The 26,036-nt window shown below is 68.7% G+C and carries 18 protein-coding genes; 6 read left to right on the top strand and 12 right to left on the bottom strand.

Translation table 11 applies throughout. The features are described from left to right. Positions 1-147 precede the first annotated feature (147 nt). The 4 genes from FBT69_03660 to FBT69_03645 form a co-directional block, all read right to left on the bottom strand. Positions 148-2,643, bottom strand: a complete 2,496-nt coding sequence (locus tag FBT69_03660) for a hypothetical protein (protein MDL1903895.1) — start codon at positions 2,641-2,643, stop codon at positions 148-150. Between the two features lie 186 nt (positions 2,644-2,829). After that, positions 2,830-4,098, bottom strand: coding sequence for a hypothetical protein (locus FBT69_03655; GenBank protein ID MDL1903894.1), 1,269 nt, complete (start codon positions 4,096-4,098; stop codon positions 2,830-2,832). Positions 4,099-4,201: 103 nt separating this feature from the next. After that, positions 4,202-6,439, bottom strand: coding sequence for a hypothetical protein (locus tag FBT69_03650; GenBank protein MDL1903893.1), 2,238 nt, complete (start codon positions 6,437-6,439; stop codon positions 4,202-4,204). Beyond that, positions 6,436-7,272 (bottom strand): DUF4198 domain-containing protein, encoded by an 837-nt coding sequence (locus FBT69_03645; protein ID MDL1903892.1) that lies wholly within the window; start codon positions 7,270-7,272, stop codon positions 6,436-6,438. The genes FBT69_03650 and FBT69_03645 overlap by 4 nt, the downstream gene beginning before the upstream one ends. Before the next feature lie 98 nt (positions 7,273-7,370). Here FBT69_03645 and lpdA point away from each other — a divergent pair, with 98 nt between their 5' ends. Further along, entirely contained in the window at positions 7,371-8,990 is a 1,620-nt protein-coding gene (gene lpdA, locus FBT69_03640; GenBank protein ID MDL1903891.1) for a dihydrolipoyl dehydrogenase, read from the top strand. Positions 8,991-9,027: 37 nt separating this feature from the next. On the opposite strand, the gene FBT69_03635 is transcribed toward lpdA, so the two are convergent. Then, positions 9,028-9,936 carry an FkbM family methyltransferase gene (locus tag FBT69_03635; GenBank protein ID MDL1903890.1) on the bottom strand — a complete coding sequence of 303 codons (909 nt, stop codon included), beginning with the start codon at positions 9,934-9,936 and terminating at the stop codon, positions 9,028-9,030. Positions 9,937-9,974: 38 nt separating this feature from the next. On the opposite strand from FBT69_03635, the gene FBT69_03630 reads away from it, so the two are divergent. Continuing rightward, positions 9,975-11,009, top strand: a complete 1,035-nt coding sequence (locus FBT69_03630) for a serine/threonine-protein phosphatase (GenBank protein MDL1903889.1) — start codon at positions 9,975-9,977, stop codon at positions 11,007-11,009. A 516-nt stretch (positions 11,010-11,525) separates the two neighbouring features. Here FBT69_03630 and FBT69_03625 read toward each other — a convergent pair. After that, positions 11,526-12,980 carry a hypothetical protein gene (locus FBT69_03625; protein MDL1903888.1) on the bottom strand — a complete coding sequence of 485 codons (1,455 nt, stop codon included), beginning with the start codon at positions 12,978-12,980 and terminating at the stop codon, positions 11,526-11,528. 68 nt (positions 12,981-13,048) lie between these two features. Between FBT69_03625 and FBT69_03620 the strand changes: the two genes are divergently transcribed. Continuing rightward, the gene (locus FBT69_03620) at positions 13,049-14,821 is read left to right on the top strand and encodes a 2Fe-2S iron-sulfur cluster binding domain-containing protein (protein ID MDL1903887.1); all 1,773 of its coding nucleotides are present in this window, start codon (positions 13,049-13,051) and stop codon (positions 14,819-14,821) included. A gap of 11 nt (positions 14,822-14,832) precedes the next feature. Here FBT69_03620 and FBT69_03615 read toward each other — a convergent pair whose 3' ends face one another. Further along, positions 14,833-15,195 carry a hypothetical protein gene (locus FBT69_03615; GenBank protein MDL1903886.1) on the bottom strand — a complete coding sequence of 121 codons (363 nt, stop codon included), beginning with the start codon at positions 15,193-15,195 and terminating at the stop codon, positions 14,833-14,835. Positions 15,196-15,309: 114 nt separating this feature from the next. On the opposite strand from FBT69_03615, the gene FBT69_03610 reads away from it, so the two are divergent. After that, complete coding sequence (locus tag FBT69_03610) at positions 15,310-15,588, top strand: hypothetical protein (protein MDL1903885.1); 279 nt, start codon at positions 15,310-15,312, stop codon at positions 15,586-15,588. A gap of 90 nt (positions 15,589-15,678) precedes the next feature. After that, positions 15,679-17,511 carry a chloride channel protein gene (locus FBT69_03605; GenBank protein MDL1903884.1) on the top strand — a complete coding sequence of 611 codons (1,833 nt, stop codon included), beginning with the start codon at positions 15,679-15,681 and terminating at the stop codon, positions 17,509-17,511. A 118-nt stretch (positions 17,512-17,629) separates the two neighbouring features. Here FBT69_03605 and FBT69_03600 read toward each other — a convergent pair whose 3' ends face one another. The 5 genes from FBT69_03600 to FBT69_03580 all read right to left on the bottom strand — a co-directional run bounded on the left by FBT69_03600 (position 17,630) and on the right by FBT69_03580 (position 24,148). Beyond that, on the bottom strand, positions 17,630-18,673 hold the full coding sequence (locus FBT69_03600) for a redoxin domain-containing protein (protein ID MDL1903883.1): 1,044 nt from the start codon (positions 18,671-18,673) through the stop codon (positions 17,630-17,632). 229 nt (positions 18,674-18,902) lie between these two features. Beyond that, on the bottom strand, positions 18,903-20,084 hold the full coding sequence (gene sat / locus FBT69_03595; protein ID MDL1903882.1) for a sulfate adenylyltransferase: 1,182 nt from the start codon (positions 20,082-20,084) through the stop codon (positions 18,903-18,905). Positions 20,085-20,195: 111 nt separating this feature from the next. After that, complete coding sequence (locus FBT69_03590; GenBank protein MDL1903881.1) at positions 20,196-20,771, bottom strand: methylated-DNA--[protein]-cysteine S-methyltransferase; 576 nt, start codon at positions 20,769-20,771, stop codon at positions 20,196-20,198. Positions 20,772-20,800: 29 nt separating this feature from the next. Then, a complete protein-coding gene (locus FBT69_03585) occupies positions 20,801-21,694 on the bottom strand; it encodes a 4-hydroxybenzoate octaprenyltransferase (protein MDL1903880.1) in 894 nt (297 codons plus the stop codon). 171 nt (positions 21,695-21,865) lie between these two features. Then, positions 21,866-24,148 carry a hypothetical protein gene (locus FBT69_03580; GenBank protein MDL1903879.1) on the bottom strand — a complete coding sequence of 761 codons (2,283 nt, stop codon included), beginning with the start codon at positions 24,146-24,148 and terminating at the stop codon, positions 21,866-21,868. Here FBT69_03580 and FBT69_03575 point away from each other — a divergent pair. Next, a complete protein-coding gene (locus FBT69_03575; protein ID MDL1903878.1) occupies positions 24,085-26,013 on the top strand; it encodes an AAA family ATPase in 1,929 nt (642 codons plus the stop codon). The two genes, FBT69_03580 and FBT69_03575, sit on opposite strands and share 64 nt — an antisense overlap. The last annotated feature ends 23 nt before the right edge of the window (positions 26,014-26,036 follow it).

Here is a 26,036-nt window from a genome sequence, read left to right as displayed (position 1 = left end):
GCCATTCGGCACGCCGCAGCCGTCGGTTCCTGCCCAGATTACAGTGTGCCACGTGCCGGCGAAACGGCCACGATCAATTCGGATTGAACCCCTTGCTCACCGCTTCGCCAAACCCCCTAGATTTCCCTCGATTCGACCCACCCACCCTCACTCGCACCCCGCCACGTACAGATTCAGGAAGCACAGCACGTCCAGGCTGTTGACGACCGTGTCCCCGCTGCAGTCCGACGCCGGGTCGCCGCTGACGTAGGCGTTGAGGAACGCGAGGAAGTCGAGCGAGTTGACCTGCGTGTCTCCGTTGAAGTCCGCGTAGCAGGCGCCCGGTGGGAGCGGGAAGTTCTCGTTGATCCACGCGATCGCCTCTTCCGTCAGTTCGCCTTCAGGAATCTCCGGTGCCGGCGCGCCCGGCCCGATCGCTGCGCTGGTCGCGAGGCGGATGTTCGCCCAGTCGTTATGGGCCTCGAGAAAGTCGCCCGGCGAGGGCTGGCTCGGGAGCATGACGTCCAGCGGCGGATCGACGGCGTAGTTGAGGTCCTGCTCGACGCCCAACTCGAACGCGCCGTCCTGGAACCCGGTCCCTTGCTGATCGCCGAAGTCCGTCGGCGAGCCGTTGAGCCGGACGTACTTTGCCGTGCGAACCGTCACGCCCCCGTCCAGCACGTTCACGCCGAAGGGCATCCAGTAGTCCCGGTAGAACCCATCGGGCTTGCCGACGCCGAGTGTCTCGTCGAGGAAGGACTCGTCGAGCAGCGCGAAGTGCTCCGGTCCCGCGCGGCAGTAGTCGAGGCGCCAGAACGCGTCGTTCCATTGCAAGGGGTACGAGAGGGCGTAGTTCATGATGCTCGGGTAGTTGGGCTTGCCGTTGATCGCGTCGCCGCCGCCGTGGTGCAGGCCGAGGTTGTGCCCCAGTTCGTGCATGATGACGGCGGCCTCGGACCACGGCTCGAATGCCACGGACCCGAAATAGACGACGAAGTTGTCGCCCGGCATGTGCCCGCACCCGCCGTACCGAGTCGGCGAGGCGCGATCCGCGATGATGCAGTAGCGGTACGCCTTCGCCTTCGCCTTGAGCAGTTCCTCCGCGTGCGGGTCGCCGCGCTCCCAGAACGTCCCGAAGTGCTGTTGGCGATAGGCGCCGAACGCCACGGGCCAGCAGCCGTTGGTCGGCCAGTCCGCGACGTGCGGCAGGTCGGTGTCGTCGCGAAGGATGCTCAGCGCGATCCCGGCGCTCCCGTCCGGGTTGCTCACCGGGGCGTTGGCGAACGCGGCGACGAGGTGCGCCACGGGCCAGTCGCCCAGTTCGAACCCCTCCATCGCGTCGATTTCGAGATAGAGGTTCTTGCGGAGCGGGTCCGCCCCGGGCAGCATGAACCGGTGTGTCTGCCCGCCGGATTCGTACGGGATGCCGTTGATCTCCCAGTCGTCGGGAAGCCCGTCGCCGTCGGTGTCGGCGCACACGCCGAAGAGGTAGGCCGAGCCGGCGTCGGTGAGGCCGCCGTGGTCGTCGAGGTACGCGCCGACGATCGTCGTGCCCCCGCTGATCGCGACCGCAGTCCCGAAGTAGTCGGTTGTTTCGAGGCCGGACCCGACCAGCGTGTGCATCAGCGCGCCGGTCTCGGTGTTGTAGACGAACGCCGCACCGAGGAACGGTCCCGCGCCGTCCCACCCGACGACCGCCGTGCTGCCGCTCACGTCGAGGCTCGTCGAGAAGAAACTCCCAGGCTGCTGCAGGAACCCGACGAAGGCGCCCGACGCGGCGTTGTACACGCTCGCGAACGCGGGCGCCACGCTCGACGCGCTGATGACCGCCGTCGTGCCGTCCAGCGCGACGCGCCGGCCGAAGACCGTGTTCTGGACGATCTCGGGAAGGCTGAGTTTGTGGAGCAGGTTGCCGGACTGCACGTCATAGACGTACACCGCGCCGACGTCCCGCACGAAGTTCGGGGCATCGTGGAACGGCGCACCGACGATGGCGATGTTCCCGCTGATGGCGACGGACGTGCCGAACTCGTCGGAGCCGTAGTTGTCCGCGGACATAAGGCGGTGCTTCTGCTGGCCCGTCGTGACGTCGAAGATGTACGCCTTCCCGTCGTTGGCCCCGAAGTTGTTCGCCAGGCGGGCGCCGACGATCGCGCGGTCGCCCGCGATCGCCACCGAGTAGCCGAACTCGTCCTGCGCCGCGCCGTCGGATGCCCGGAGTTTGAAGAGTTGCTGCCCCGTCGCCGCGTTGAAGACGTAGGCCGAGCCGGAGTTGCTCCCGAGGTCGTCGTCGCGTCGTGCGCCGATGACAGCGATCTCTCCGCTGATGGCGACCGCCCAGCCGAACTGGTCTCCCGCCTGCGCGTCGCTCGGGATCAGCCGATGAACCTGTTCGCCGGTTTTCACGTCGTAGACATACGCGATGCCCGATTGCGACGCGACCCCGTTCGCCGTCGGCGCGCCCACGATCGCCAGGTTCCCGCTCACCGCGACGGACAGCCCGAACCCCGCGCTCGTCTGCGGGTCCGAGGCGAGCAGTTTGTGCGTCTCTGCCGGGTCGCATTGCCCGGATGCCCCCGGGGTCGCCGCCGACAGGCAGACAATCACGCCCCGCGCGAACGCAGGGACGCTCCACGACCCGAGCCTGTGCGATCCTCGCCGCATGGTTCGGCTCCTTCCCCACAACGAGCCACCGGACGCGGCCGAATGAGGCCGGCGAGGAGCGTCTCGCGGTGCAACACGCAGTCTACCGGCTGCCCCGGAGCGGATGCTACAAGAACCCCGCCCTTTGGTTCGACGGATCAGCGGCCGGGCTCTTAGAACGTTTCCGGACTGTTCGATCGGGCAGGCTCAGGGGCACCCCGCGTTGTACGCGTTCAGGAAGCACAGCACGTCGAGCGAGTTCACCGCCGTGTCGCCGTTGCAGTCCGCTGCCGGATCGCCTGCCGCATAGAGGTTCAGGTAGCACAGCACGTCCAGCGTGTTGACGATCGTGTCCCCGTTGCAGTCGGCGTAGCAGGGCGGCAGGCCGCGCCAGACCGCCATCCCCCCCTCGGCCCGCACAGCCCCGGTGTCGTAGATCGGCGCGGTCAGCGAGAACGAGCCGTTCGCGTGGACCTTGAACACGTACAGCCCGGCGATCCCGTCCGTCGCGGTCGAATCGTCCGTCACGAACAGCAGGTCGTCCATGCTGTCCATGTTCCCGATGGTCCCTTGCAGCCCCACGTCGAACATGAACCCGGTCGAGGTGAGCGAGCCGTCCGGGTTGATCCTGAACGAGCGCACGGTCGCGTCCGTGCCGTGCCCCATGAACAGGTACGCCCCATCGTCGGTGATCGCCGGGTACGCGGGGGACGCCCCCGGCGACGTGTAGGGCGACCCCGGCAGCGGCATCAGCACGCCCTCCGCCACGTCGTACCCCAGGATCTTCTTCCCGTCGCCGCTGATGCCACCGCCGGCGTACAGCTTCGTCCCGTCGCGGCTGATCCTGATGTTCAGAGGGTAGTTCGGCGTGCCCACCGTCAGGTCGTTCGTGAGCGTCCAGTCCGGGTTGATGGTCCAGCGCCGGATGTTCAGGCCGGTGGAGTCCTGCGAGTACAGCTTGCCGTCCACGGGGTGCATCGCGAGCGCGGTGTTGAACGACCCCGACGCCTGCGACGAGAGTTTCGTCAGCGTCAATGCGTCCCGGTCGAACCGCCAGACGTGGATCTGCGACGCCCCGAACTCGGACCTCGTGATCGCGATCACTTCATTGCTCAGCCACGCCGCCGCGAGGGGAGAGTTGTCGATCCAGAACGACGCGAGTTTCGTCAGCGAGGCGTCCGGCGAGACCTCGAAGATGTGGAAGCGGTCCATCGTTGAGCTGCCGTCCTGCGAGCCTGCCGCGTCCGCCGCCGCCAGCAGCGATCCGTCCGGCGAGAGCGCGAGCGTGGAGGTCCACATCTCGGTCGGGTAGTTCCCCACCATCGTGAGGGAGTCGTCCGGGTTCACTCGGAACGAGGTCACGCTTGCTGTCGTGGTGTGGTAGTGCCCCACGAACACCGCCCGAGACGCCGACTGTCCCATCGCCCCGAAGCCCAGCGACATCGCCGCCAACGCGGCCGCCACGCGCGTACCCATACCCAACCTCCTTCGTATCATTCCATCCCAATCTAACCATGCGTCCCGGTTCGACCAACGGGAAACACGCTCGGTGTCGCCGATCCGGCGTTCACCCCGGGCCTCAGCCGCACCCCACCGCCCACCGGTTCAGGAAGGCCAGGAAGTCCAGCGTCGTCACCTCGCCGTCCCCGTCGAGGTCCGCGTCGGGGTCGCTGGCCACGAAGGCGTTCAGGTAGTGCAGGACGTCCACCGTGTCGGCGCCCCCGTCCATATTGAAGTCGCCCGGCTCGAAGACCGGCACGGCCCACGCCCCGCGTCCCTGCGTGCCCACCACGAGCCGGTTGCGCGGGCCGTCCAGGAGCAGGTCGATCACCGCCACGTTCGGCATGCCCTCCGCGTACCGCTGCCACGACGCGCCACCGTTCAGCGAGCGGTACACGCCCGCGTCCGTGCCCGCATAGAGCGGCCGCAGCCCGCACGACGAATCGACGACCACGACGTTCACCGGGAGGTCGGGGAGGTTGCCGTCCAGCACGTCCCACGTCGCGCCCGCGTCGCGCGAGCGCCTTACCTTCGGCCCGTCGAATGCGGCCGTCGCCAGGTAGACCTCGCGTGCATCGTCCGGGGCGACCGTCAGTTCCCGCGTCACGCGGGGCCAGCCCGGATGCCCGGTCATCACCAGGCCGAAGTTCGCCCCGCCGTTCTGCGAGACGAGCATGTTCCCGTCGTTCGTCGAGGCATAGACGAAGGCGGGGTCCGACGGCGCGATCGCCAGCGCACGGATCGCCCCCGCGCCGTTCGTGAGGTCTCCGCTCAGCACGCTCCAGCTCGTGCCGCCGTTGGTGCTCAGGTGGATGCGGTGTGTCGCGTAGAGCATCCTGTCCGGGTTGGCGGGGTCGATCAGGTAGGGTGGCAGGAAGCAGTTGCGTCCATTGATCGCGCCGCCGACGTGCGTGAACGAGTTGCCGCCATTGGTCGAGCGGAACAGGTTCCCGGTTCCCTGGTACTCGGCGAAGACGCGGTGGGGGCGCGTGACGTCGAGTTGCGTCCACCCGCCATCGCCGCCGAGCACCGTCGTCCACGAGACGCCGCTTTCGCTTCGCCGGTTGGTGCCGTTGTCCTGGGTTCCGCCCATGACCCAGCGATCGTTGGTCGGGTGGAGCGACAGCCCGGCGTAGAACTGCACGGTCGAAAGACCATCGTTCAGGTTCACGTAGGAGTCGCCGAGGTCCGCGCTCCGGTGGATGCCGCCGTCATCGCCGACGACCATCCGTCCCGCCGCGTCGAACTCGATCGCGTGGATGTCCACGTGCGGGGGCGTGACGTTCGCGCCGACGCCGTTGACATAGCGGCGCATGTTCAGCCCGCCGTAGAAGACGACGTTCGCGTCGTCGGGCTTGACGCCTACGACAGAGAGGTACCACCCATAGGTCGCCTGGTTCACCGAGCCGTGCGGCGTCCACGTCGCGCCGCCGTTGTCGGAGCGGAATCCGCCGATGTTCTCCGCCCCGCCGCCGGTCGCGTCCGCCGGCATCGTGAGCAGTGCGAACACGCGCGAGGGCTGGCTGGGCGCGACCGCGAGGCTGATGCGCCCGACCGGCCCCGGCAACCCTCCCCCTCCGCCGAGTTTCGTCCACGATGCTCCGGCGTCCGTTGACTTGTAGACCCCGTTCCCCGGGTCGCCGAAGATGTGCCCGATCGCCGCGTAGAGCGTCGCCGGGTCCGCCGGGTCCATCGCCAGGTCGGTCGCGTCCACTGCGGGCAGCCCGTTCGTCAGGTGCGTCCACGTCGCCCCGCCGTCCGCGGACTTGAACACGCCCACCGGCCCTGCCGCGCCCGGGTGCCCCTTCGCGGCCGCCAGGGTCGGGAATCCGCCCGCCCGCGCCACGCTCGCGTAGAGCACGTCCGTGTTCGTGGGGTCGATGCGGATGCGCGAGAAGCACCGCCCCGCGAACGTCTCGGCCGCGAGCACGCTCCATGTCTCTCCGCCGTCGGTGGACTTGTACAGCCCCAGTCCGTAGCGCGAGTGGTTGGCGAAGTTCGCCTCGCCGCTGCCCGCGTAGACGATCCGCTCGTCGTGCGGGTCGAGCGAGATCGCACCGATCGCCGTTGTCGGCAGGTGGTCCGTCAGCGGCGTCCACGACTGCCCGCCGTCGCGCGTGCGCCACACGCCCCCGTCCGCCGCGCCGACGAAGTAGAGGTCGGGGTCCACGCGGCTGCACGCCACCGCGCTGATCCTCCCCGCCGACCCGCCCGACACGCTCGCCGGGGCTGGACCGAGCGATTCCCACCCCTGCCCGAGCGCGGTCGCGGTCGCCACCGCAGCCGTGCACACCGACACCGCGAGCGGCCGCCTCATCGTGCCCCCCCCGCCGCAACGCCGGCCTCGAAGGTCAGCACGCACGAGTAGATAACCCAATCCGCCGTGTCATCGCGCGCCGGCGCGGCGTGATGGAACTCCAGTCGCCATGCGCCGGGCCTGTCGAGATGCACGGGCGCGATCCCCTTGTCGTCCGCTGTCGTCCGTCGCTCGACGCCGCTCGCAGTGTGGGTGGCGATCACCGTGGCGCCCGGCACGCCGCTCCCGTCGGCGTAGACGCGCACGGCCATGTCGCTCGGGAGGAGCAGCTGGGTCGGGTCCATCAGCGAGCGAATCTCCGTCGCCAGCCCGGACTTGCTCACGGCGATGTCCGTCGCCGAGCCGCCCACGCGCACCAGCACACACGCCGACTCCACCCGCGCCACGCGCACGTCCCGCTCGCGGGGCGGGGCTTTTCCAGGCCCCGTCTCCAACTCCTGCGGTTTCTTCCCCGTCCGCTCGACCAGCCGTTCGAACTCCCCAGCCCCCATCACCTCCACCCGGCGTGCAAGGTCAACGCCCACCATCGTCACGCCGGCGCGCGCGGGCGAGACCCGCACCGTCTTCCCATCCGCCTCGACGGGCGCGCTCGCGTGGTTCCGCTGCGAGCGGCTGTCGCGGACGAACATCCACTCGACCCCCGCCTCGCCCCACGCGATCTCTCGGGCGCCGTCCGCGCCAACCGTCGCCAGCCGCAGCGTCGCCGATTCGCCCGGCGCGAGGGTCGCCCGATCAGCGATCAGCGCGACCACCCGCTGCCCAAACGCCGACGCGCTGCACCACGCCAGCAAACCCGCCGCCAGCGCAGCCGCCCATGCCCGTTGTCTCGCCATACTCGCCCCCTGTCCGGCGAGCGCACGTGCCCCGCCGACCGCGCGAGTCTACAGGATCGCCCCGCTCCGACCAACCCCAATCGCCCGTGTCCGAAGCCATGCACGCCCCTCCCTATACTGCCAACCCACCGCGGGCACACCGCGGGAAACACCCCGAAAGAAAGGCTCTTCGCGTGGCTGAGAGACACTTCGACCTCATCGTCATCGGCGGCGGTCCAGGCGGCTACGTCGGCGCGATCCGCGCCGCGCAACTCGGCATGAAAGTCGCCTGCGTCGAACGGGCCAAGCTCGGCGGCGTCTGTCTCAACTGGGGCTGCATCCCCTCCAAGGCGCTCCTCTCCAACGCCGAACTCATGGAGAAACTCCACGAGCGCGACGTGTGGGGCCTCAAGCTCAAGGGGGAGGTGGACTTCGACTGGTCCAAGGTCATCGGACGCTCGCGCGACGTCGCCGCCAAGCTCAACAAGGGCATCGAGTTCCTCTTCCGCAAGAACAAGGTCGAGCACGTCGTCGGCAGCGCGAAGATCGTGAGCGGCGCCAAGGGCAACCAGCCCTGCCGCGTCGAGGTCTACGACTGCGAGGTCCAGGAGGAGCGCACCGACGCCCCGGCCAAGCCCGCCGCAAAGCCCCGCGAGACCCTCACCGCCACCAACGTTCTCGTCGCTACCGGCTCTGTCGCCCGCGACCTGCCCTTCGCGAAGTTCGACCACGACCGCATCTGGGGCGCGCGCGAGGCCATGTTCAACAAGGAGATGCCCAAGGCTCTTGTCGTCGTCGGCGCGGGCGCGATCGGCATGGAGTTCGGCTACTTCTACCACTCCTTCGGCACGAAGGTCACCATCGTCGAGATGCTCGACCGCCTCCTCCCCGTCGAGGACGAGGACGTCTCCAAGGCCATCGAGCGCCTGTACAAGAAGAAGGGCTTCGACATCCGCACCGGCCACCTCACCACCGCCGTCGAGAAGACCAAGGCCGGTGTCAAGGTCACCATCGCCCCCGTGAAGGACGGCAAGCCCGACGAGTCGAAGAAGGAGACCATCGAGGCGGACCGCGTCCTGCTCGCCATCGGCGTCAAGGGCCGATACGACGGCCTCTTCGACGACGCGCTGGGCCTCAAGACCGAGCGCGACCACATCGTGACCGACTTCAAGCCCGGCAAGACAGCCAACGAACCCATCGACTACAAGACCAGCGTCCCCGGCGTCTACGCCGTCGGCGACGTCATCGGCCCGCCTTGGCTCGCTCACGTCGCCAGCGACGAGGCCATCATCTGCGTCGAACGCATCGCCTGGCGCAACGACCCCAAGAAGCACCACGAACCCATCCCCATCGACTACTCCGTCATCCCCGGCTGCACCTACTGCCAGCCGCAGGTGGCCTCCGTCGGCTTCACCGAGCGAGCCCTCAAGGAACGCGGCCTCAAGAAGGGTGAGGACTACGAGGTCGGTTCGTACCCTCTCCAAGCCCACGGCAAGGCCATCGCCGCACTCCACACCGACGGCTTCGTCAAGATCATCCGCGGCCTGCCCCGCGGAGAGATCCTCGGAGCGCACATCTTCGGCGACCAGGCCACCGAACTCATCGCCGAACTCACCCTCGCTCGCCGGCTCGAAGCGACGACCGAGGAACTCATCGTGACCGTTCACGCCCACCCGACGATGCACGAGGCCGTCCGCGAAGCCGCCCTGGCCAGCGAGGGGAAGGCGATCCATATGTAGACCGACAGCCGGAACGACCCGGACGGCGCACCCGGCTTCACCCTGCCGTCTTTGCCGTCGCCGTGTGCTGCGCGATCCGCCGCGCGCGTTCCAGCAGCGCGCCCTCGTCGCGGCGCACCAGCACCCGGTTGTACGACAGCCAGCACACGTGCTCGTACCCCCGCGCCCCCAGATACTCCGCAAGCGTCGGGTCCGCCCCCAGCCCGTGGTCCTCGATCAGGATCACCCTCGGCCGGAACCTCGCCAGGTCGAACCCGTCCAGCAGCGCGATCTCGTGCCCCTCGACGTCGATCACCACCAGGTCGATCGCCCCCGAGTGCTCCGACAGCAGGTCGTCCATCGTCGTCAGCGGCACCTCGACCCGCTCCTCCGCCGTCCGCGGCGGGCGCTTCGTGAAGCCCCGCCCCGCCGGGTCGTCCAGGAACGACGAGGCGTCGTAGCCCCCCCCTCCGCCGCCGGGCGCGCGCGAGTCGATCAGGTGCGTGAACGAAGCCGTCCCCGACGACCCCCGGCGCGACAGGGCGGCGTTCACCACCCGCGACCCCGGCCGACGCGCCGCCGCCAGCGCGTGCAGCGACGGCACCGCCTCCACCAGCAGCCCCGTCCACCCCATCGCCTCGAACGCGTACGTCACCGCGTAGGTGTAGCCGTCGTACGCGCCGACCTCGACGAAAAACCCCTCCGCCTGCCCCGCGAACAACTCGTCCAGAAACAGGTCCTCGCCGAACTGCGAGCGGAACTCGACCGGCATTCGCGCCGCCCGCCCCGCGGCCCGCAGCCGCTCCTCGGCCCGGAACGCGTAGAGCGGCTTGACCGCGTGCAGCATTTCCATCTCGCGCCGGTCCAGCCGCGCGATGCGCCGTCGCAGCCGGCGGTGCCGGCGTTCCGCGCCCAGCGCGACCGCGCCGAGGGCGAACGCGAGAACCAGGATCAACGCGAACTGCATGGCACGCTCCCGGGGGCCGCAGGATACGACAACCGCCGATGTCGCGTGCCGCCGCAGGTCGGCGGCACGACGCCCGCTCGACACCCCGCCCGCCACGCTACGCTCTGGCCATGCCGGACGCGACCGCCCAAGGCCCGCGCACCATGCAGTGCCTCGAGGTGTGGGGCGGGAACCGGGCCGTCGATCACGCCGTCAACATGCCCGGCCTGGACGCCTGGGTCTTCAGCCGCCCCGTCGAGGGCGACGCCGAGGGCGGCGACATTCACTATCTCTCGTCCTGCGTCACCGGCCGCGTCATCCGCCTCCTCGTCGCGGACGTGAGCGGGCACGGCGCGGCCGTCGCGGACGCCGCCGAGCGCCTCCGCCAACTCCTCCGCCGCTACGTCAACTACGTCGATCAACGCCGATTCGTCGCGGACCTGAACCGCGAGTTCGTCGGCCTGGCCCGCATCGGCCAGTTCGCCACCGCCTCCGTCGCCACGGTCTGGACGCCCACGTCCGACCTCGCGATCACCTCCGCGGGCCACCCGCCCGCCGCGCTCTACCGCGCCGCGCGAGGGGCGTGGGAGTTCATCGCCCCGCCCCCCGACACAGCCGTCGCGGCGTCGGACATCCCGCTCGGCATCGAGGACGCCACCTTCGGGCAGGTGCGCGTGCACCTAGGCAGGCGCGACCTCACGCTCTTCTACACCGATGCCGTCACCGAGATGCCGACCGCCGACGGACGCCTCCTCGGCCAGGCCGGCCTGCTCGACCTCCTCGCCCGCCTCGACGCGTCACGCCCGGAAGCCCTTATCCCCGCCCTCCTCGGCGCGCTCGCCGACCGCGCCGGCGGCCGCGACGCGGTCGACGACATGACGCTCCTCCTCGTTCGACCCAACGAGCACCGCCCGAGAGCGTCCGTGCTGTCGGGTGTCGGCACGGTCGTGCGCATCGCACGCGACGTGGGGAGCGCGCTCGTCCGCCGCGACCGCCCGCTCTCGCTCCCCGAGATCAACACGACCAACGTGCTCGGCGCGTTCTTCGACCGCGCGAACCACACAGGACGGGACCGCGACGAACCGTCCGAGTGACGCTGATTCCACGAAGTTCGTGCGAATCGAGTACCCGCTCGCTCCGTGGCGCCTCTGTCTTGGGTACCCCGCCACTCCGTGGCGGCTTCGCCCCTACCCCTCCTTCCCACGCTCGTCCGCGCACTTGCCGCACGCAATCCATCGACAGCCATCCGAGCGCGCACGGGCGACCCGCTTGGTCTCTGACCCACGCCAAAGGCGTGAACCAGCCCGAGCCAGGGGCAACGCCCCTGGACCGAGACCCGCCACCGGACAAGCCCTGCAAGGGCGTGCCAACCCGTCGTGCGCGCCGCCCCCGTTCGCCCGACGCGATGCGGCTCGCAACGCACAATGCACCGCACCAAGGGCGTTGCCCCCGGCTCCGGCTATGGCACGCCTTCGGCGTTGCAGGCCGCACTCCGATCCGGAGACATCCTTGTGCCGCCTATGCCCCGCCTTTCCGTGCGGCTTCTCCTCTGCTTCCGGCAACAACGCACAACCGCATTCCGCGATCAGCACGAAGGCGCGCCGTGCGTTCTATCCGCCACGCACCCGCTCCGCGATGCGACGCCCCACATCGCCGATCGGCACGCGATCCGGCCACTGCTCGCCCGTGCGCAGGTCCTTCACCGTCGCATCGGCCCCGCTCTCGACGATCACCGCGAACCGCGCCCCCTGCTGCGCCGCCTCCTTCAGCAACTTCCCGACGTTCTTCGTCGCCTTGTACGAGTGGCGGACGTGGAGTGAGTCTTGCGTCCTGTGCCTTGAGTCCTGGGGCGAGGGTGAGCCGCGGCGGAGGGCGGCAACCAGCGGCCGCACCTGCCTCTCCGCCTCCTCCGTCCCGTTCCCCAGCACGAACACGTCCGGCGTCTGCCCCACCAGCCCCATCAACTCCGCATCGCTCGGCATCAGCCCCTTGTCCTGCAGCAGGTTCGCCAGCACCACATCGCCCATCGCGAACCCCACCGCCGGCGTCGGCGGCCCGCCGAACAACTCCACCAGGTTGTCGTACCGCCCCCCCCCTGCCACCGCCCGCTCTCCCTCGGCGATCACTTCGAACACGGTGCCCGTGTAGTACGCAAGGCCGCGGACGATGCCCGGGTCATATCGAAGCCAATCCGCGCAGTCGTTGAACGGAACGGCAGCAACGATATCGCCGACGAACCCGAGAACGTCCGAGTCACCCATGATGATCGATTCGCCCACAAGCGGTCTGCCGAAGAGCCGCGAAAACGCCCCCTCGTCCAAACCCAGGTCGCGCAGGCGCGCCGACAACTCTCCCGACTCCAGCTTTGAAGCCGCGTCGATCAACGCAAGCACGCGAGGTCGCTTGTCGTCAGGGATGCCGAGAGCGTTCATCTTGCGTTCAACGATCGAGCGGCTGTTGAACCTGATGATCACCTCTTGTGAGGACAGCCCGACATGTGAGAAGTAGTCGATCAGGAGGCAGAGGAGTTCCCCGTCCATCCTCGCTTTCGCCTCCGCGACCTCCGCTTCTGCCTCTGCGTCCTCCGCGTTCCGCTTCTCCACGGGCACGTCCAGCCCCAGCACATCGCAGTTCCACTGCAAGAACTCCCGCAGTCGCCCCCGCTGCGGCCGCTCCGCCCGGAAAAACGGCCCGATCTGGAACCACTTGCACGGCTTGGGCAGCCCCGCAGCCCGGGCCGCGTACATCCGCACCAGCGTCGGCGTGAACTCCGGACGCATCGCATAGGGCGCGCGCCCAGTCGCTTTCACCCGCTCGACCTCGTCGTGGCTCTTGCCCGAGTACGCCTGGAACAACTCGCCGAGGATGCCCTCGCCGCTCTTGACCGCGTACAGGTCGGATTCCTCGAAGGTCGGCCCGTCCACTTCCTCGAACCCGTGCCGCACCGCCACCTCGCGCCATCGCTCGGTGATCCACCGACGCCGCGCCGCCTCGGCCGGGTAGAGGTCGCGCGTCCCGCGCGGGCCCTGCATCGGCGTCCCCTGCTTCGACCCCGTGTCCGACATGCCCGCAAGGCTATCCGACGCGCGGCCCCTCGTGGCACGCGACCGCCTCTCCCCTACACTCCCGTCCCATGCCCACGGTCACCATCAACGGCGTCCAGTGCCCCTTCACCCCCGGCCAGACCATCCTTCAGGCCGCCAACGCCGCAGGCGTGGACATCCCCTTCTACTGCTACCACGACGGCCTCTCCATCGTCGCTTCCTGCCGCATCTGTCTCGGCGAGGTCTGGGCGCCCAATCCCCGCAACGAGAACCGCCTCGAACCCTTCATGGGCGGCAAGCTCCTCCCCACCTGCCAGACCCCCGCCTCCGACGGCATGGTCGTCCACACCGACTCGCCCAAGGCCGTCCAGAACCAGAAGGCGGTGATGGAATACCTGCTCATCAACCACCCGCTCGACTGCCCCGTCTGCGATCAGGCAGGCGAGTGCCTGTTGCAGGACTACTCCTTCAAGTACGGCCGGGGCGTCTCCCGCTTCCAAGAGCAGAAGGTCAAGAACCCCAAGAAGAACCTCGGCCCGCATGTCTACCTCTACGCCGACCGCTGCATCATGTGCACCCGCTGCGTCCGCTTCACGCGCGAGGTCTCGGGTACCGCCGAGCTGTACGTCGACGGCCGCGGCAACAAGGAAGAGATCGACGTCTTCCCCGGCATCGGCATCACCAACCCACTGAGCGCGAACGTCATCGACCTCTGCCCCGTCGGCGCGCTCCTCGACAAGGACTTCCTCTTCGCCCAGCGCGTCTGGTTCCTCCGCTCCACGCCCTCCATCGACGGCATCACCGCCAGCGGCGACAACATCTGGATCGAGCACAACGAGGGCCGCGTCTACCGCATCAAGCCGCGCGAGAACCCGGCCGTCAACAAGTGGTGGATCACCGACGAGGTCCGCTACGGCTGGAAGCACGTCCACAGCGACAGCCGACTCCGCTCCTGCCTGCGACGCCAGTACGGCACGCTCGTCGAGGACGACTCCGAGCGCTGCTACGCCGACGCCATCGACGGCCTGCGCCGCGCCGCCGAGGGCGGACGCCGCCTCGCCCTTCTCGTCAGCCCCATGCTCACCTGCGAGGACGCCTGGGCGCTTGCCACCCTCGCCCGCGAGATCGACCCACGCGCCATCCTCGGCGTCGGCCCCGTCCCCTGCCGCGGCGAAAACCAGACCTTCCCACCCGGCGTCGCCGACGACGACCCCCGCGCCTTCACGGTCTACGCCGAGAAGGCCCCCAACGCACGCGGTGTCCGTCGCGTCCTCGCGGCGGTGGGGGGGGAGACGCTCGAATACGACGACTTCGTCCGACGCATCGCCGGCGACGAGGTCGGTGCGGTCATCCTCACCGGCAACTACACCGAAGGCGACTGGGCGCCGCGGGCCTTGGCCGACGCCGCCGACCGCAGGCACGGCCGATTCGTCGTTCTCATCGACACGCTCGGCGGCCCGCTGATTGACGGCGCGGACGTGGTGCTGCCCGGCTGCACCTGGGCCGAGAAGGCCGGCACTTTCGAGAACGCCTGCGGCCTGCTCCAGGCCTTCGAGGCCGCCATCCCGCCCGTCGAGTTCGCCCGCTCGGAGGGCCAGACCGCCTTCGACCTCCTCGCCGTCCTGCACGGCGAGGCGCTGGCGTCGCCCCGCCGCGTGAAGGTCGTCGTCGTGGACGAGCAGCCCGGCATGGTCCCCCAGGCCACCGAGGTGGTGCTGCCTCGTTCGCGCCTCTTCAATGCGGCCGAGGTCCGGGCGGAGATGGCCCGGGCCACCCCCGCCCTGACCGCCTTCGCCTCCGAAGTCGCCCTCCCGGCCCCCGCCGCACGCCACGAGGCGGAGGTGGAGATGGTGGAGTTGTAATGTGTTCGGGATCAGCCAAACGTCAGCGTCAACTGCCGACTCTGTTTCGATCGGCCGGTGACGACGGCGAGGTCGTTCGATACGACGAGAGATGACCACGGATCAAGTTCGTCGTAGATGCGGAACACTTTCTCGATCGGTGTGAACTCAATCGTGTGTGATCGTCCGGCTCCAACGAACTCTGCAAAGTCGCAGCGGCTGTGGATCTGAATGTTGTCGAGACGTACCTCGGTTTCGAACACGACCCCGAGGTGTTGAGCACCGGAATCCGCGTCAGGATCCGCCGCCAACCCGATGAGCGAAACCCGATGCTTGTCGGGCAGTTCAACTCCTAGCTCTTCCGCGAGTTCCCGGCTCCCTCTTGATACGAACAATAACCAAACAAACGGCGCGCGTCAACGGCGACGCGCACGTTCTCGGCTAGCATGACCGGTCGCAACCACGAAGCCCACCGGCATCCTGTCTGCGCACCACCAACAGCCCCGCCCATGACCGAGATCATCGTTACCACCGTGGTCGTCGCCGTGCTGGGCGTGCCGTTCATCCTCTTGTGGTGGAAGATCGCCGACCAGTGGGCCGACGAGGAGCACAGGCGCTTCGGCCGCACGAAGCCCCCCGAAGGCCCCGCGCCGCGCGTGGTCCGCGGCTTCGATGCTCCCGCCGGGACGCCGACCGCTGTGTCCACGACCTCGGTTCCCACGGCGCCCACTCCAGCGTCCCCCGACCGTCCCGTTGCCGAGGCGATGGAGGACCGGCGCGCGCCCTGAACGCATCCGCCACGGAGCGCCCCCTCAACTCGCTCGCTTTTCAGACTTCGCCGCGCCCCGCCCATCCCGCCCGATACAGTGCGGGCGAGCATGGCCGCGCTCACCGCCTCCATCCGCCGCGCTCTCAAGCGACTCGGCTTCCGCGAGGAGTGGTATCTCATCATCATCGGCGCGCTCGTCGGCACGCTTACGGGGCTTGCGGCCATCGGCTTCGACTGGCTGCTGCACCGCGCCTTCGACTCCGCCCACACTCTCGAGGCCCGTCTCGGTCCCGTCGGCCTCGTCGTCCTTCCCACCGTCGGTCTGGCCGCCACGGGTGTCCTTGTCCACTACTTCGCCACCGAGGCCAAAGGCCACGGTGTCCCGCAGGTCATGCGCGCCCTCATCACCCGCGGAGGGTTCCTCCCCTGGCGCACCGGCATCGTCAAGGTGGCCACCTCCATCCTCACCGTCGGCTCCGGCGGGTCGGCCGGCACCGAAGGCCCCATCGTTCAGATCGGCGCCACCGCAGGCTCAGTCGTCGGCCAGCGCCTCGGCGTCTCGCGCGAGCAGATGTCCGTTCTCGTCGGCTGCGGCGCGGCCGCGGGCATCTCCTCCATCTTCAACGCACCCATCGCCGGCGTGATCTTCGTGCTCGAAGTCCTGCTCCGTGACTTCTCCCTCCGCGCATTCACGCCCATCGTTGTTGCCTCCGTGTTTTCCGCCGTCACGACACAGGCCGTCCTCGGCGACAACGAAGCCATCTTCACTGTCGAAGAGACCCTTCACGCTCTCGAGTTCACGCCGCAGGAACTCCCGTCGTATGTCTTCCTCGGCGGCATCTGCGGCCTGGTCGCTGTCGCCTTTCAACGCCTCCTTCACAAGGGTGAAGACCTGTACGACGCCTGGCGCATCCACCCTCTCCTGAAGCCGGTGACCGGCGGCCTCGCCCTCGGCGCGCTCGCCATCGCCTACGTCGCGCTCGAACACGCCCTCGGTACGGCCTCGCTCACCCGAGGCCCCGCGCCAGCCTTCTTCGCCAACGGCTACGAGCCGATCCACCGCCTGTTGGCCCCCGATACTTATTACCTCGGCTCGGATGGCACGGACGCGCGATTTGCCGTGCTCGCGCTCCTCCTGCTGCTCATACTCTTCAAGGCCGTCGCTACCACGTTCACGCTCGCCTCGGGCGGCTCAGGCGGCGTCTTCGCGCCGAGCCTGTTCCTCGGCGCGACCGCGGGCGGTGCGCTCGGCCTGACGCTGGAGCTCCTGCACCTCATCCCCGAAGGCTCGACGCCCGCCTCGTACGCCCTGGTCGGCATGGCCGCCGTTCTCGCCGCGTCGTCCCACGCGCCGTTGACCGCCATTCTCCTGCTCTTCGAACTCACGCGCAACATCTACGTCATGCTGCCGGTGATGCTCGCGGCGGTGCTCGCCACCGTCGTCGCGCAACTCCTCGACCGCGACTCGATCTACACCTTCCGACTGCGCCGCTCGGGCCTGCGCGTCGGCCGCTCGCGCGACCTCACGGTCCTGCGCCGCGTCCACGTCCGCGGCGTGAAGCAAACCGCGCTCCCGCCCGAGCCGGTCTATCCCTCCGACCCCGTCTCGAAGCTCGTCGCCATGCACGCGGTCTACGACACGCCGGACTTCCCCGTGGTGGACGAGCGCGGGCGGTACGTCGGGATGGTCACGGGGCTGGACGTGCGCACGGCGCTCATCGACCGCGAGGCGATCCCGCTGCTCTTGGTCGCCGAACTCATGCGCGACGATGTTCCCCCCTTGCTCCCCGACGAGACACTCGAAGCGGCCCTTGACCGCTTCGCCGCCTGCGACGCCGCCAGCCTCGTCGTCGTCAACGACAACGACGAGCGGCGACCTCTCGCCCTCGTTACCCGTGCCGACGTCATGCAACGCTACCGCGACGCCCTCGAAGAAGCCTGAAGCGACTCCGACCGCTCCTCCCCTTCGTCCTTCATCCTCCCCCTTCCGGCCTCGCGCACGAAAAACGCCGGGCGTTGCCGCCCGGCGCGTGCGTGTCTCACACCATGAGCCGCGACGATCAGCCGCCGCTCTTCATCTTCTTCATGCGCTCGAGCGCTTCCGCCAGCTGCTCCTTCATGTTCGCGGGGGCGAGGCTGACGGCCTTCTCCTGCACCTCCAGGGCGCGGTCGTGCTGACCCGCGAACCACAGCGCCCACGCGTAGGTGTCCAGGATCATCGCGTTCTCGTGCTTCGTCAGCTCGCTGGCGCGCTCGGCGATCTTCAGCCCCAGTTCCGCATCGCGCGGCTCGATCTTCGCGTCCGGGTCCACGATGAACCACGCCAGCGAGTTGAGCATCTGCGCGTTGTCCCACGTCGGACCGGCGATCAGTTCCTTCGCCGCGGCGTAGGCCTTGGCGGTGTCTCCGGCGCGGATCGCCGTCATGTACTCGCTGAACTTGACCTCGGTCTTCATCTCATCGACGTACTTCCGGGCCGCCGCGGCGATGTCCCACTCGCCCGCCACGATCTCCTTCAGCGGCTCGTCCATCGTCATCGGGTGCCCGATCCACGCGATGAACCCCTTCTGGTCCACGATGAACGCGCTCGGGATGCCCTGCTGCTTCGAGGCCTCCATCCACTCCTTTGCCATGCGGCCGGTGCGGCGGGCGTCGGTGTCCGGGATCTTCTCCTCGATCGCCACGGTGTAGTGCATCTTCTCGTCGCCGCCCTTGTCGGACATGAACGGCGCCACCTTCGTCGTGTCGTCCCAGATGTTCACGCCGATGATCCGCACGCCCTTGTCCTTGTACTCCTTCTGGAGCTCCGACAGGTGCGGCATCCCCGCGATGCACGGCCCGCACCACGTCGCCCAGAACTCTACGACGTACACCCGGCCCTTCTCGAAACTCGTCACCGGGTCGCCCTTCACCCACTCCGCGATCTTCAACTCCGGCGCCTTGTCCCCGACCTGAAGGTCCGCGATACGCTCGACCTTCACGCCCGGCGCGACCTCGCGCGCCTTCGCCGGCTGCGCCGGCTTCGCGCCGCCCTCCTGCGCCAACGCCGGCATCCCGGACGCCATCACCAACGCAGCCGCCATCGCGACCATTCCACGTTTCATGACTCGCTCCTTGCGCCGATGCCGATCTCGTCGGCCCGGCCCGGCTCCGCCGGATGCCTCGCGGGCGACACGCCCGCACGCCCCGGGAACCCCTGATACCGAAACGCTAGGCGCGGCGTTCCACCACCTCTGCCCCGCACCGAGACGGGCAGGGAATCTCCTTGCCGCAGGCCTTCGGGCCGCGTGAACGCGCTCCCATGCTCCCGCCTGTCCACTCCTGCCGCCTGCCTCACTCCACGAAGAGCGTTCCGGCCTTGGCGGCGGCGATCAGCACGTCGGCCACCTCCGGCCGGCTGAACTCGGCGGGCGGGCGCTCGCCTTTGAAGAGCAGCTCGCGGACGGCGGTGCCGGAGAGGTTGATGATGTCGCCCTCGATCTTCGGGTAGGTCTTGCCGGAGACCATCCCGCCGTAGGACTTGCTGTAGCCCGTGTGCTCGAACTTGAGCGGCGTGACGCCGAAGGCGGCCTGGTCGATCTCGTCGAAGATCTTCTGCGCGTCGTAGGTGCCGTAGTACGTCCCGACGCCAGCATGGTCGCGCCCCACGATGAAGTGCGAGCAGCCGTAGTTCTTCCGCATGATGGCATGGTGGATGGCCTCGCGCGGGCCGGCGTAGCGCATGGCTGCGGGCAGCACGCTGACGAGCGTGGTGGCGGGGTTGAAGTAGCGCTTGACGAGGGCGTCGATGGCCTGCATCCGCACGTCCGCGCGGATGTCGCCCTTCTTCGTTTCGCCGACGAGAGGGTGGATCAGCAGCCCGTCGCAGATCTCCTGCGCACACTTGCAGACGTACTCGTGCGCCCGGTGGATCGGGTTGCGCGTCTGGAACGCGACCACGGTCTGCCACTTCCGCTCCACGAACGCCGCTCGCGTCTGCGCCGGCGTCAGGCGCCGATCGAGGAACGCCTCAGGCCCCTTGGGGTCCACGCACAGCGTGAGCGCCTCGACGGGGCCGGAGAGGCACACATCGCCCTCGGCGAGCACCTGGGCCACGCCGGGGTGGGCCGCGTCTTCGGTGCGGAAGACGCTGGGGATTTCGAGCTTCTTGTCGTGGACGAACTCCTCCTTCACCGTCATCACGCCCTGGAGGACGCCGTTGAAGGCGATGAGCGCGACCCGGCTGCCGACGCTGGGAGCGTTCTCCTTCTTCACGCTCAGCAGGATCGGGATCGCCCAGGTCTCTCCCGTCGTGAGTTTCATGTGGCGGCAGACGCACTCGAAATCCGCCTCGCCCATGAAGCCCGTCAGCGGGCTGTACCCGCCGTTGGCGATCAGTTCGAGGTCGCAGGACTGCTTGGGAGTGAGCAGGATCTTGGGCAACCCTTCTGCCTGGGTGCGCAAGGCACCCGCGCGAACGTCATCGACCAGGCAGTTCACCAGCGTGCCGCCGTGCGGCTGGATCAGACCGTGCATCCTCAAACCTCCAGTTCTCGACCCGAATCCCGCGCCTCGCCAGACTGCAAGGCCCAGGAGCCACCGCCCCTGGGCCAGCGGCCGAAAGCATAGGAACCCATCCAACCGCGTTCAAAGACCCGTGCTCCGCGGCCCGGTTGCGTACACAACTTCAGCGTTCGAATGAGCGGCAGCGCCGGTCGCTGCAGGCAGCGGAAGCGCCAACCCTCCCCCCTCGTGCCCCAGCAGCCACTGCTTGCGCCACGTCCCGCCGCCGTAGCCGGTGAGCAGGCCGCCCGCGCCGACGACGCGGTGGCAGGGCACGACGATCGGCCACGGGTTGCGTGCGTTGGCCGCGCCGACGGCGCGTGACGCCCCAGCGCTGCCGATCCGCAGCGCGATCTCGCCGTAGGTGCATGTCCGGCCGTAGGAGATACCGCGAACCTCGTGGAGCACGCGGGCCTGGAAGGGCGTGCCCCACGGCGCGAGAGGGAGATCGAACTCTCGGAGTTCGCCGGCAAAGAACGCCCGCAACTGCGCGATGGCCTCGCACGCCTCTCGCGATTCGGCGCCGCCGAGGCGCGCCGAATCGCACGCGCGCACTCCCGCGACTGACCCGTCCACGAACCGCACGCTCACGATCGCGCCGTCTCGCGCGACAACCTCGATCGGGCCGATCGGAGTGTCGATGGATGCGGTGCAGGTCATGCGCGGTTCCGTGACGGGCGATGGCGAGTTCAGAGGAAGAGGTCCGCGATCGCCGCCGCCGCGAGGACGATGCTGATGACGCCGTTGAGCGTGAAGAAGGCGAGGTCCAGGCCCGCCAGCCCGCGGCGCACCAGCGCGACGTGTTCCGCGATGAGCAGGGCGGCGACGAGCGCGACGGCCGTACCGTAGATCGTCCCCAACCGCGGGTCGGCCAGCCCCGCCGCCACGAGGCACGCGAGCGCGACGGCGTGCGACCCGCGCGCCACCAACGCCGCCCGTCTTGCTCCCAGCGCGGCAGGGATCGAGCGCAGCCCGCGCTCGCGGTCGAACGCCTCGTCCTGGAGGGCGTAGATGACGTCGAAGCCGGCAACCCAGGCCAGCACCATGCCGGCGATCCACCAGAGCGCGGGCGTCTCGGCGAGCGAGGCCGGTTGCACGGCGATCGCGGCGGCGATCGGCGACGCGGCGAGCGCGCCCCCAAGGAAGAAGTGGCAAGCGGCGGTGAAGCGCTTGGTGAAGGAGTAGAAGGCGATCCACGCCAGCACGGGCACGGCCAGAGCGCCCGGCCAGGGGTTGTCGAACGCCAGGAATCCGAGCGCTAGACCCATGAACGCGCCGGCGGCGAGCGCGGCCGCGGCATACGCCGCCCGTGCGCTCAGCCTGCCCGATGGCAGCGCTCGCCCACGAGTCCGCTCGTTCAGGGCGTCGAGGCGCCGATCGGCGAGGCGGTTGACCAGCATGGCCCAGGTGCGCGCCGCCACCATGCACGCGACGACGAGCCCCAGTTTGAGCGCGAGCGTGCGCGGCGGCTCGTCGGGGTTGCGAGCGAGAAACACAGCCAGCACGGCGAACGGAAGCGCGAAGACCGAGTGCGCCAGCTTGATGTCGGCGGCGATCACGCGGATCGTGGCGGCAAGAGGCATCGGAGAGAGGGTAGGGAGAAATGGGGACCAGGGGGCCTGCAACGCCCCGTCCCCGAGCGCCCCCGCCCCGAGTGACCCGTCCCGGAACCGGTGAGTTCGAAAAGAAACGGCCCCCGGGCAGGGCGCCCAGGGGCCGCTGGTGGCGGGCGGGAGAAGAAGGCGGGTGGCCGATCAGTCGCAGCCGGCGTTGTAGGCGTTGAGGAAGGCGATGACGTCGAGGGAGTTGATGACGGTGTCGCCGTTGAAGTCGGACTTGGGGTCGTTCGCGTTGTAGGCGTTGAGGAAGGCGAGGACGTCGAGGGAGTTCACGATGGTGTCGCCGTTGAAATCGGCGGGGCAGTCTTCGTCGTCGGGCGGGGGGAGGGCCGGGCCGACGAAGAGGTTGTCGACGTACCAGGCGTCGGAGGCGTCCGCGCCGAGGGCGCGGAATCGGATGGAGAAGTTGTCGTGATAGGCGCCGAAGTAACTGAGCGGTGCCTGGAAGAAGGTGAACTTGCTCTGGTCCGTGCCGTTGGAGGTGAAGGTGGCAAGGGTGATCCAGTTCTGGAAGAGGTCGAGGTATTCGAGGACGAGTTGCTTGCCGTTCTCGACGCCGCGGTGCTGGACGTAGCAGGAGACGTGCGTGGTGGTGGGTGCGGTGGCGAGGAGCCAGTTGTGAGTTTCAGCGCTGCCTGCGCCGGTGATCTTCATGGAGTATGGGGGAGTAGGCGGGGCGACGCCGTCGGTGGAGGCGGAGGCGTTGGAGAGGGTCTTCCAGACGTAGTTGCGGAGGGATGCGTCGGGGAAGGGTTCGAGGAAGGGGGCTTCGAGGCCGCGGAAGTCGCCGATATAGAGGTCGTCCACGTACCAGTCATCGGTGCCATCCGCGCCTTGCGCGGAGACGCGGAGGCGGAACTTGTCATGCCAGCCGAGGACGGGGATGGGGGTGATGCTCCAGGAGTAGTAGTCGCGGTCCACGCCGTCGGAGGTGAAGGTGGCGAGGTCGGTCCAGTTCTGGAAGAAGTCCCTGAACTGTACCCGGAGCGTCTTGCCCGCTTCGACCCCGCGGTGCTGGGTGAAGAGGGTGAAGTAGGGCTGCTGGTCCACGCTCACCATGTTGATGTCCTTGGTCTCGACCGAATCGGTGGCGTCGAGGTTGAGCGAGTATGGAGCGGACGGCTCGTTTACGCCGTCGGAGTTCACGACCGCGCCGGTGACGGCGTCCCACAGGTTGGCGTCGAGGGTGGTGGACGGGAACTGTTCGAGGATGGGGGGCGCGGGCGTGGAGCCTTGCCCCTCGTCGAGGCAGGGGCGGCTCTGGGCGTAGGGAACGATCTTGTTGACCTCGGACGTCCCGAACTTCGGGGGGTTGCCCAGTCCGTTGCACCCGCCGAGGCCGGAGCACATGATGTGGCAGGGCGGGGTGGAGTCGCAGTGGGGCGCGCTGAAGTTGTGCCCGATCTCGTGGGCGGTGAGGCCGATGCGGCTGTTCATGTTGTTGGTGAACCGCGACTGCGAGAGGCCGTAGCCCGAGGTCTTGTTGCAGATGACGCTCAGGTACGCGATGCCGATGACGCTCCCGTCGAGGTTTCGGCCGGTGAAGAGGTGGGCCACGTCGCGGTGGACGTTCTGTGCGTTCTGGTTCCACCAGTTCTGGAACTGGGAGAGCAGGGAGGAGGGATTGTTGGTGGTGTAGGGGTTGGAGCCTGAGGTGGTGCGGATGATGTAGTGGGTGATCTGGTAGGTCACGCCGATGTAGATCTCGTACGACAGCGCCACGCCGGCCATGACGTTGTTGATGTCGTTGATGGTGTTCTGTTCGTTGCTGCCGTTCTGCTGGAAGAACTGGAAGTCACCGTCCACGGCGATCTCGCAGACCAGGAACTGTCGGGTGCCGCCGTTGCCGTCGGCGGGCACTTCGGCGACTTCGCCGTGGCCGACCGGGATCGCTCCGCCGCACTGGAATAGGCCGAGGTCGAGCACGTCCGCCGCGTCGTAGACGACGTGCAGGGCGCGATCCGCGCCGGGGACCACGTCGCGCAGGGGCTGGACGTGCCACGCGGAATCGGTGGCGAGGTCGATGACGGTGAGCGTCAGGCCGTTGTCGAGCAGCGAGCCGGCGGCGGCGAGGCTCGGACCGTTGACGTCGTAGCCGCGGTAGGTGCGCGACTCGGGGAGGTCGATGTCCTTGAGCGTACCCGAACCGTCGTCGATCTGCACGCGAGCGTTCGGCGCAGCGTAGGACCACGGGTCGAGGACCAGCGTGCGCTCCTGCCCGCCGAGCGTGAGCGTGACGGTGAACGAGTCCCCCGCCTCGGCGGGGATCACCAGCGACTGCACCGTGTAGTCGAGCAGGCCGAGGTCGTCGCCGATTGGCGGAAGGGGAGGTTGAGAGCACTGAATCTGGGCGAATGCGGGAGCGACGGCCAGCAACGCCGCCGCGGCCAGCAAACGAGTGCGGAATGCGAATCGCATGTCGACGACCTCCTTCTTCCTGCCGGTCGAGTCGCGGACCGGACGGGCCGGTGTTTGGCACGGGCGGCTCGGAAGTGCCCGTGATGTTCTCGGAACAACGACTCGGTGCGCGAGCGGCGGCGCGACGGAGTCCCCCTCATGTCTACACGCCGGGGGTCGCCGATGCCAGTCTCACGATCCCGAAAGCAGCCGACAGCAAGGCTCGGCAGCGTCTGCGGACCTTGGGGCGCGGAAACACCAAAGGCGTGTCGTGGTTCTGTACGGTCGGCGCGGCTGTGCGGGTCCGCTGCGCCGTTTTCGCTGCGGGAATCGGGGGAAGATGCTGGTTCGTGTTGTGTACGGGAAAGGGGATTCGGCTATGCTCGCCGTCGATGGGTGTCTCAGACTTGGACCGAATCGAGTGCCTGATCCGGGCACGCCACCCGTGCGTGACGATCGTGACGAACGAGGAGTCGGAGGCACTGCACCTGGTCGTCGCCGCGTCATTGACGCTGGACCGGCCGCTGTGGCGGTGGTCGGTGCTCGAGGGCTTGACGGACGGGCGAATGTCGGGCGGACAGGCGGAGCCGGAGACGGAGCACCCTGCGGCCGCGCTCTACCACCTGGCCCGGCAGCGCGGCCCGCTCACGGCGGTCACGCTCGACCTGGCGGACCACCTGGAGGACGCGCGCACGCTGCGGGCGTTGCGGGCGCTGCTTACCTGCATGGAGCGCGACGGCGGGACGCTGGTGATGATCGACCACCTCGACCGGCTGCCCGGGTCTGTCGCATCGTTCGCGACGCGGTTCGACCTCTCGCTGCCGGACGAGGCGGAACTGGAGCGGATCGTCCGCCGCGTCGTGCGCGAGGAGCATCGGGAGCGACCGATCGAGATCGACCTGAGCAAGCGGGCGTTGCGGGCGATCGTCCGCAACCTGCGCGGCCTCACCCGACGGCAGGCGGCGTTCGTGGTGCGCGACGTCGTCAACGAGGACCGCAGACTCGACGAGGAGGACCTGAACGGCGTCATCGCCCGCAAGCGGCAGCTCCTCTCCGCCGGCGGCGGACTCGAATACATCGAAGCGCCGACCGACCTGGACCAGATCGGCGGCCTGAACGCGCTCAAGCGATGGCTCTCGGAGCGGAGCGTCGCGTTCGAGGAGGAGGCGCCCTCGCACGGCATCTCGCCCCCCCGGGGCGTCCTGCTGCTGGGCGTGCAGGGCGCGGGCAAGAGCCTCTCGGCCAAGGCGATCGCGACCGCGTGGCGCCAGCCGCTCTTCCGCATGGACCCCAGCACGCTCTACGACAGGTACATCGGCGAGAGCGAACGCCGCCTGCGCGACGCGCTCCGGCAGGCCGAAGCGATGAGCCCGATGGTCCTCTGGATCGACGAGATCGAGAAGGGGTTCGCGGGCGCGGCATCGACCTCGACGGACGGGGGGCTGAGCCGGCGCATGTTCGGCTCACTCCTCACCTGGATGCAGGACCACCGGGCGCCCGTCTTCGTCGTCGCCACCGCCAACGACGTCGAGGCCCTGCCGCCCGAACTGCTTCGCAAGGGTCGCTTTGACGAGATCTTCTTCGTGGACCTGCCTGGGGCGCGGGCGCGACGGATGATCTTCGAGATTCACCTGAAGAAGCGAGGACGTGATCCGTCGGCGCTCGACCTCGACGCCATCGCCGCGGCGAGTGAGGGCTTCTCCGGCGCGGAGATCGAGCAGGCCGTCATCTCCGCGGTCACGAGCGCGCACGCACGGAAGAGAAGCCTCGACACGGATGCACTGCTCGCGGCGGTACGGTCCTCGCCTCCGCTGTCGGTGACAATGCGCGAGAAGGTCGATGGGCTTCGGCGCTGGGCGAAGGGGAGGTGCGTGGAGGCGGAGTGAGTTGAGCGGGGCCGGCAAGGCGC

Origin of the sequence: Synechococcales cyanobacterium CNB (assembly GCA_030263455.1) — a bacterium.
Classification (GTDB): domain Bacteria; phylum Planctomycetota; class Phycisphaerae; order Phycisphaerales; family UBA1924; genus CAADGN01.
Note: the sequence above shows the minus strand (reverse complement) of the source record. Positions and strands in the feature narration are given on the sequence as shown.

What these genes read in the sequence shown, in the direction of transcription:
- FBT69_03630 (MDL1903889.1), top strand. Translation starts at nt 9,975, where the DNA reads ATGTCGCGTGCCGCCGCAGGTCGGCGGCACGACGCCCGCTCGACACCC.
- FBT69_03610 (MDL1903885.1), top strand. Translation starts at nt 15,310, where the DNA reads ATGACCGAGATCATCGTTACCACCGTGGTCGTCGCCGTGCTGGGCGTG.
- FBT69_03600 (MDL1903883.1), bottom strand. Translation starts at nt 18,673, where the DNA reads ATGAAACGTGGAATGGTCGCGATGGCGGCTGCGTTGGTGATGGCGTCC.
- FBT69_03605 (MDL1903884.1), top strand. Translation starts at nt 15,679, where the DNA reads ATGGCCGCGCTCACCGCCTCCATCCGCCGCGCTCTCAAGCGACTCGGC.
- FBT69_03575 (MDL1903878.1), top strand. Translation starts at nt 24,085, where the DNA reads ATGCGGGAGCGACGGCCAGCAACGCCGCCGCGGCCAGCAAACGAGTGC.
- lpdA (MDL1903891.1), top strand. Translation starts at nt 7,371, where the DNA reads ATGCACGCCCCTCCCTATACTGCCAACCCACCGCGGGCACACCGCGGG.
- FBT69_03660 (MDL1903895.1), bottom strand. Translation starts at nt 2,643, where the DNA reads ATGCGGCGAGGATCGCACAGGCTCGGGTCGTGGAGCGTCCCTGCGTTC.
- FBT69_03650 (MDL1903893.1), bottom strand. Translation starts at nt 6,439, where the DNA reads ATGAGGCGGCCGCTCGCGGTGTCGGTGTGCACGGCTGCGGTGGCGACC.
- FBT69_03580 (MDL1903879.1), bottom strand. Translation starts at nt 24,148, where the DNA reads ATGCGATTCGCATTCCGCACTCGTTTGCTGGCCGCGGCGGCGTTGCTG.
- FBT69_03590 (MDL1903881.1), bottom strand. Translation starts at nt 20,771, where the DNA reads ATGACCTGCACCGCATCCATCGACACTCCGATCGGCCCGATCGAGGTT.
- FBT69_03625 (MDL1903888.1), bottom strand. Translation starts at nt 12,980, where the DNA reads ATGTCGGACACGGGGTCGAAGCAGGGGACGCCGATGCAGGGCCCGCGC.
- FBT69_03620 (MDL1903887.1), top strand. Translation starts at nt 13,049, where the DNA reads ATGCCCACGGTCACCATCAACGGCGTCCAGTGCCCCTTCACCCCCGGC.
- sat (MDL1903882.1), bottom strand. Translation starts at nt 20,084, where the DNA reads ATGCACGGTCTGATCCAGCCGCACGGCGGCACGCTGGTGAACTGCCTG.
- FBT69_03585 (MDL1903880.1), bottom strand. Translation starts at nt 21,694, where the DNA reads ATGCCTCTTGCCGCCACGATCCGCGTGATCGCCGCCGACATCAAGCTG.
- FBT69_03645 (MDL1903892.1), bottom strand. Translation starts at nt 7,272, where the DNA reads ATGGCGAGACAACGGGCATGGGCGGCTGCGCTGGCGGCGGGTTTGCTG.
- FBT69_03635 (MDL1903890.1), bottom strand. Translation starts at nt 9,936, where the DNA reads ATGCAGTTCGCGTTGATCCTGGTTCTCGCGTTCGCCCTCGGCGCGGTC.
- FBT69_03655 (MDL1903894.1), bottom strand. Translation starts at nt 4,098, where the DNA reads ATGGGTACGCGCGTGGCGGCCGCGTTGGCGGCGATGTCGCTGGGCTTC.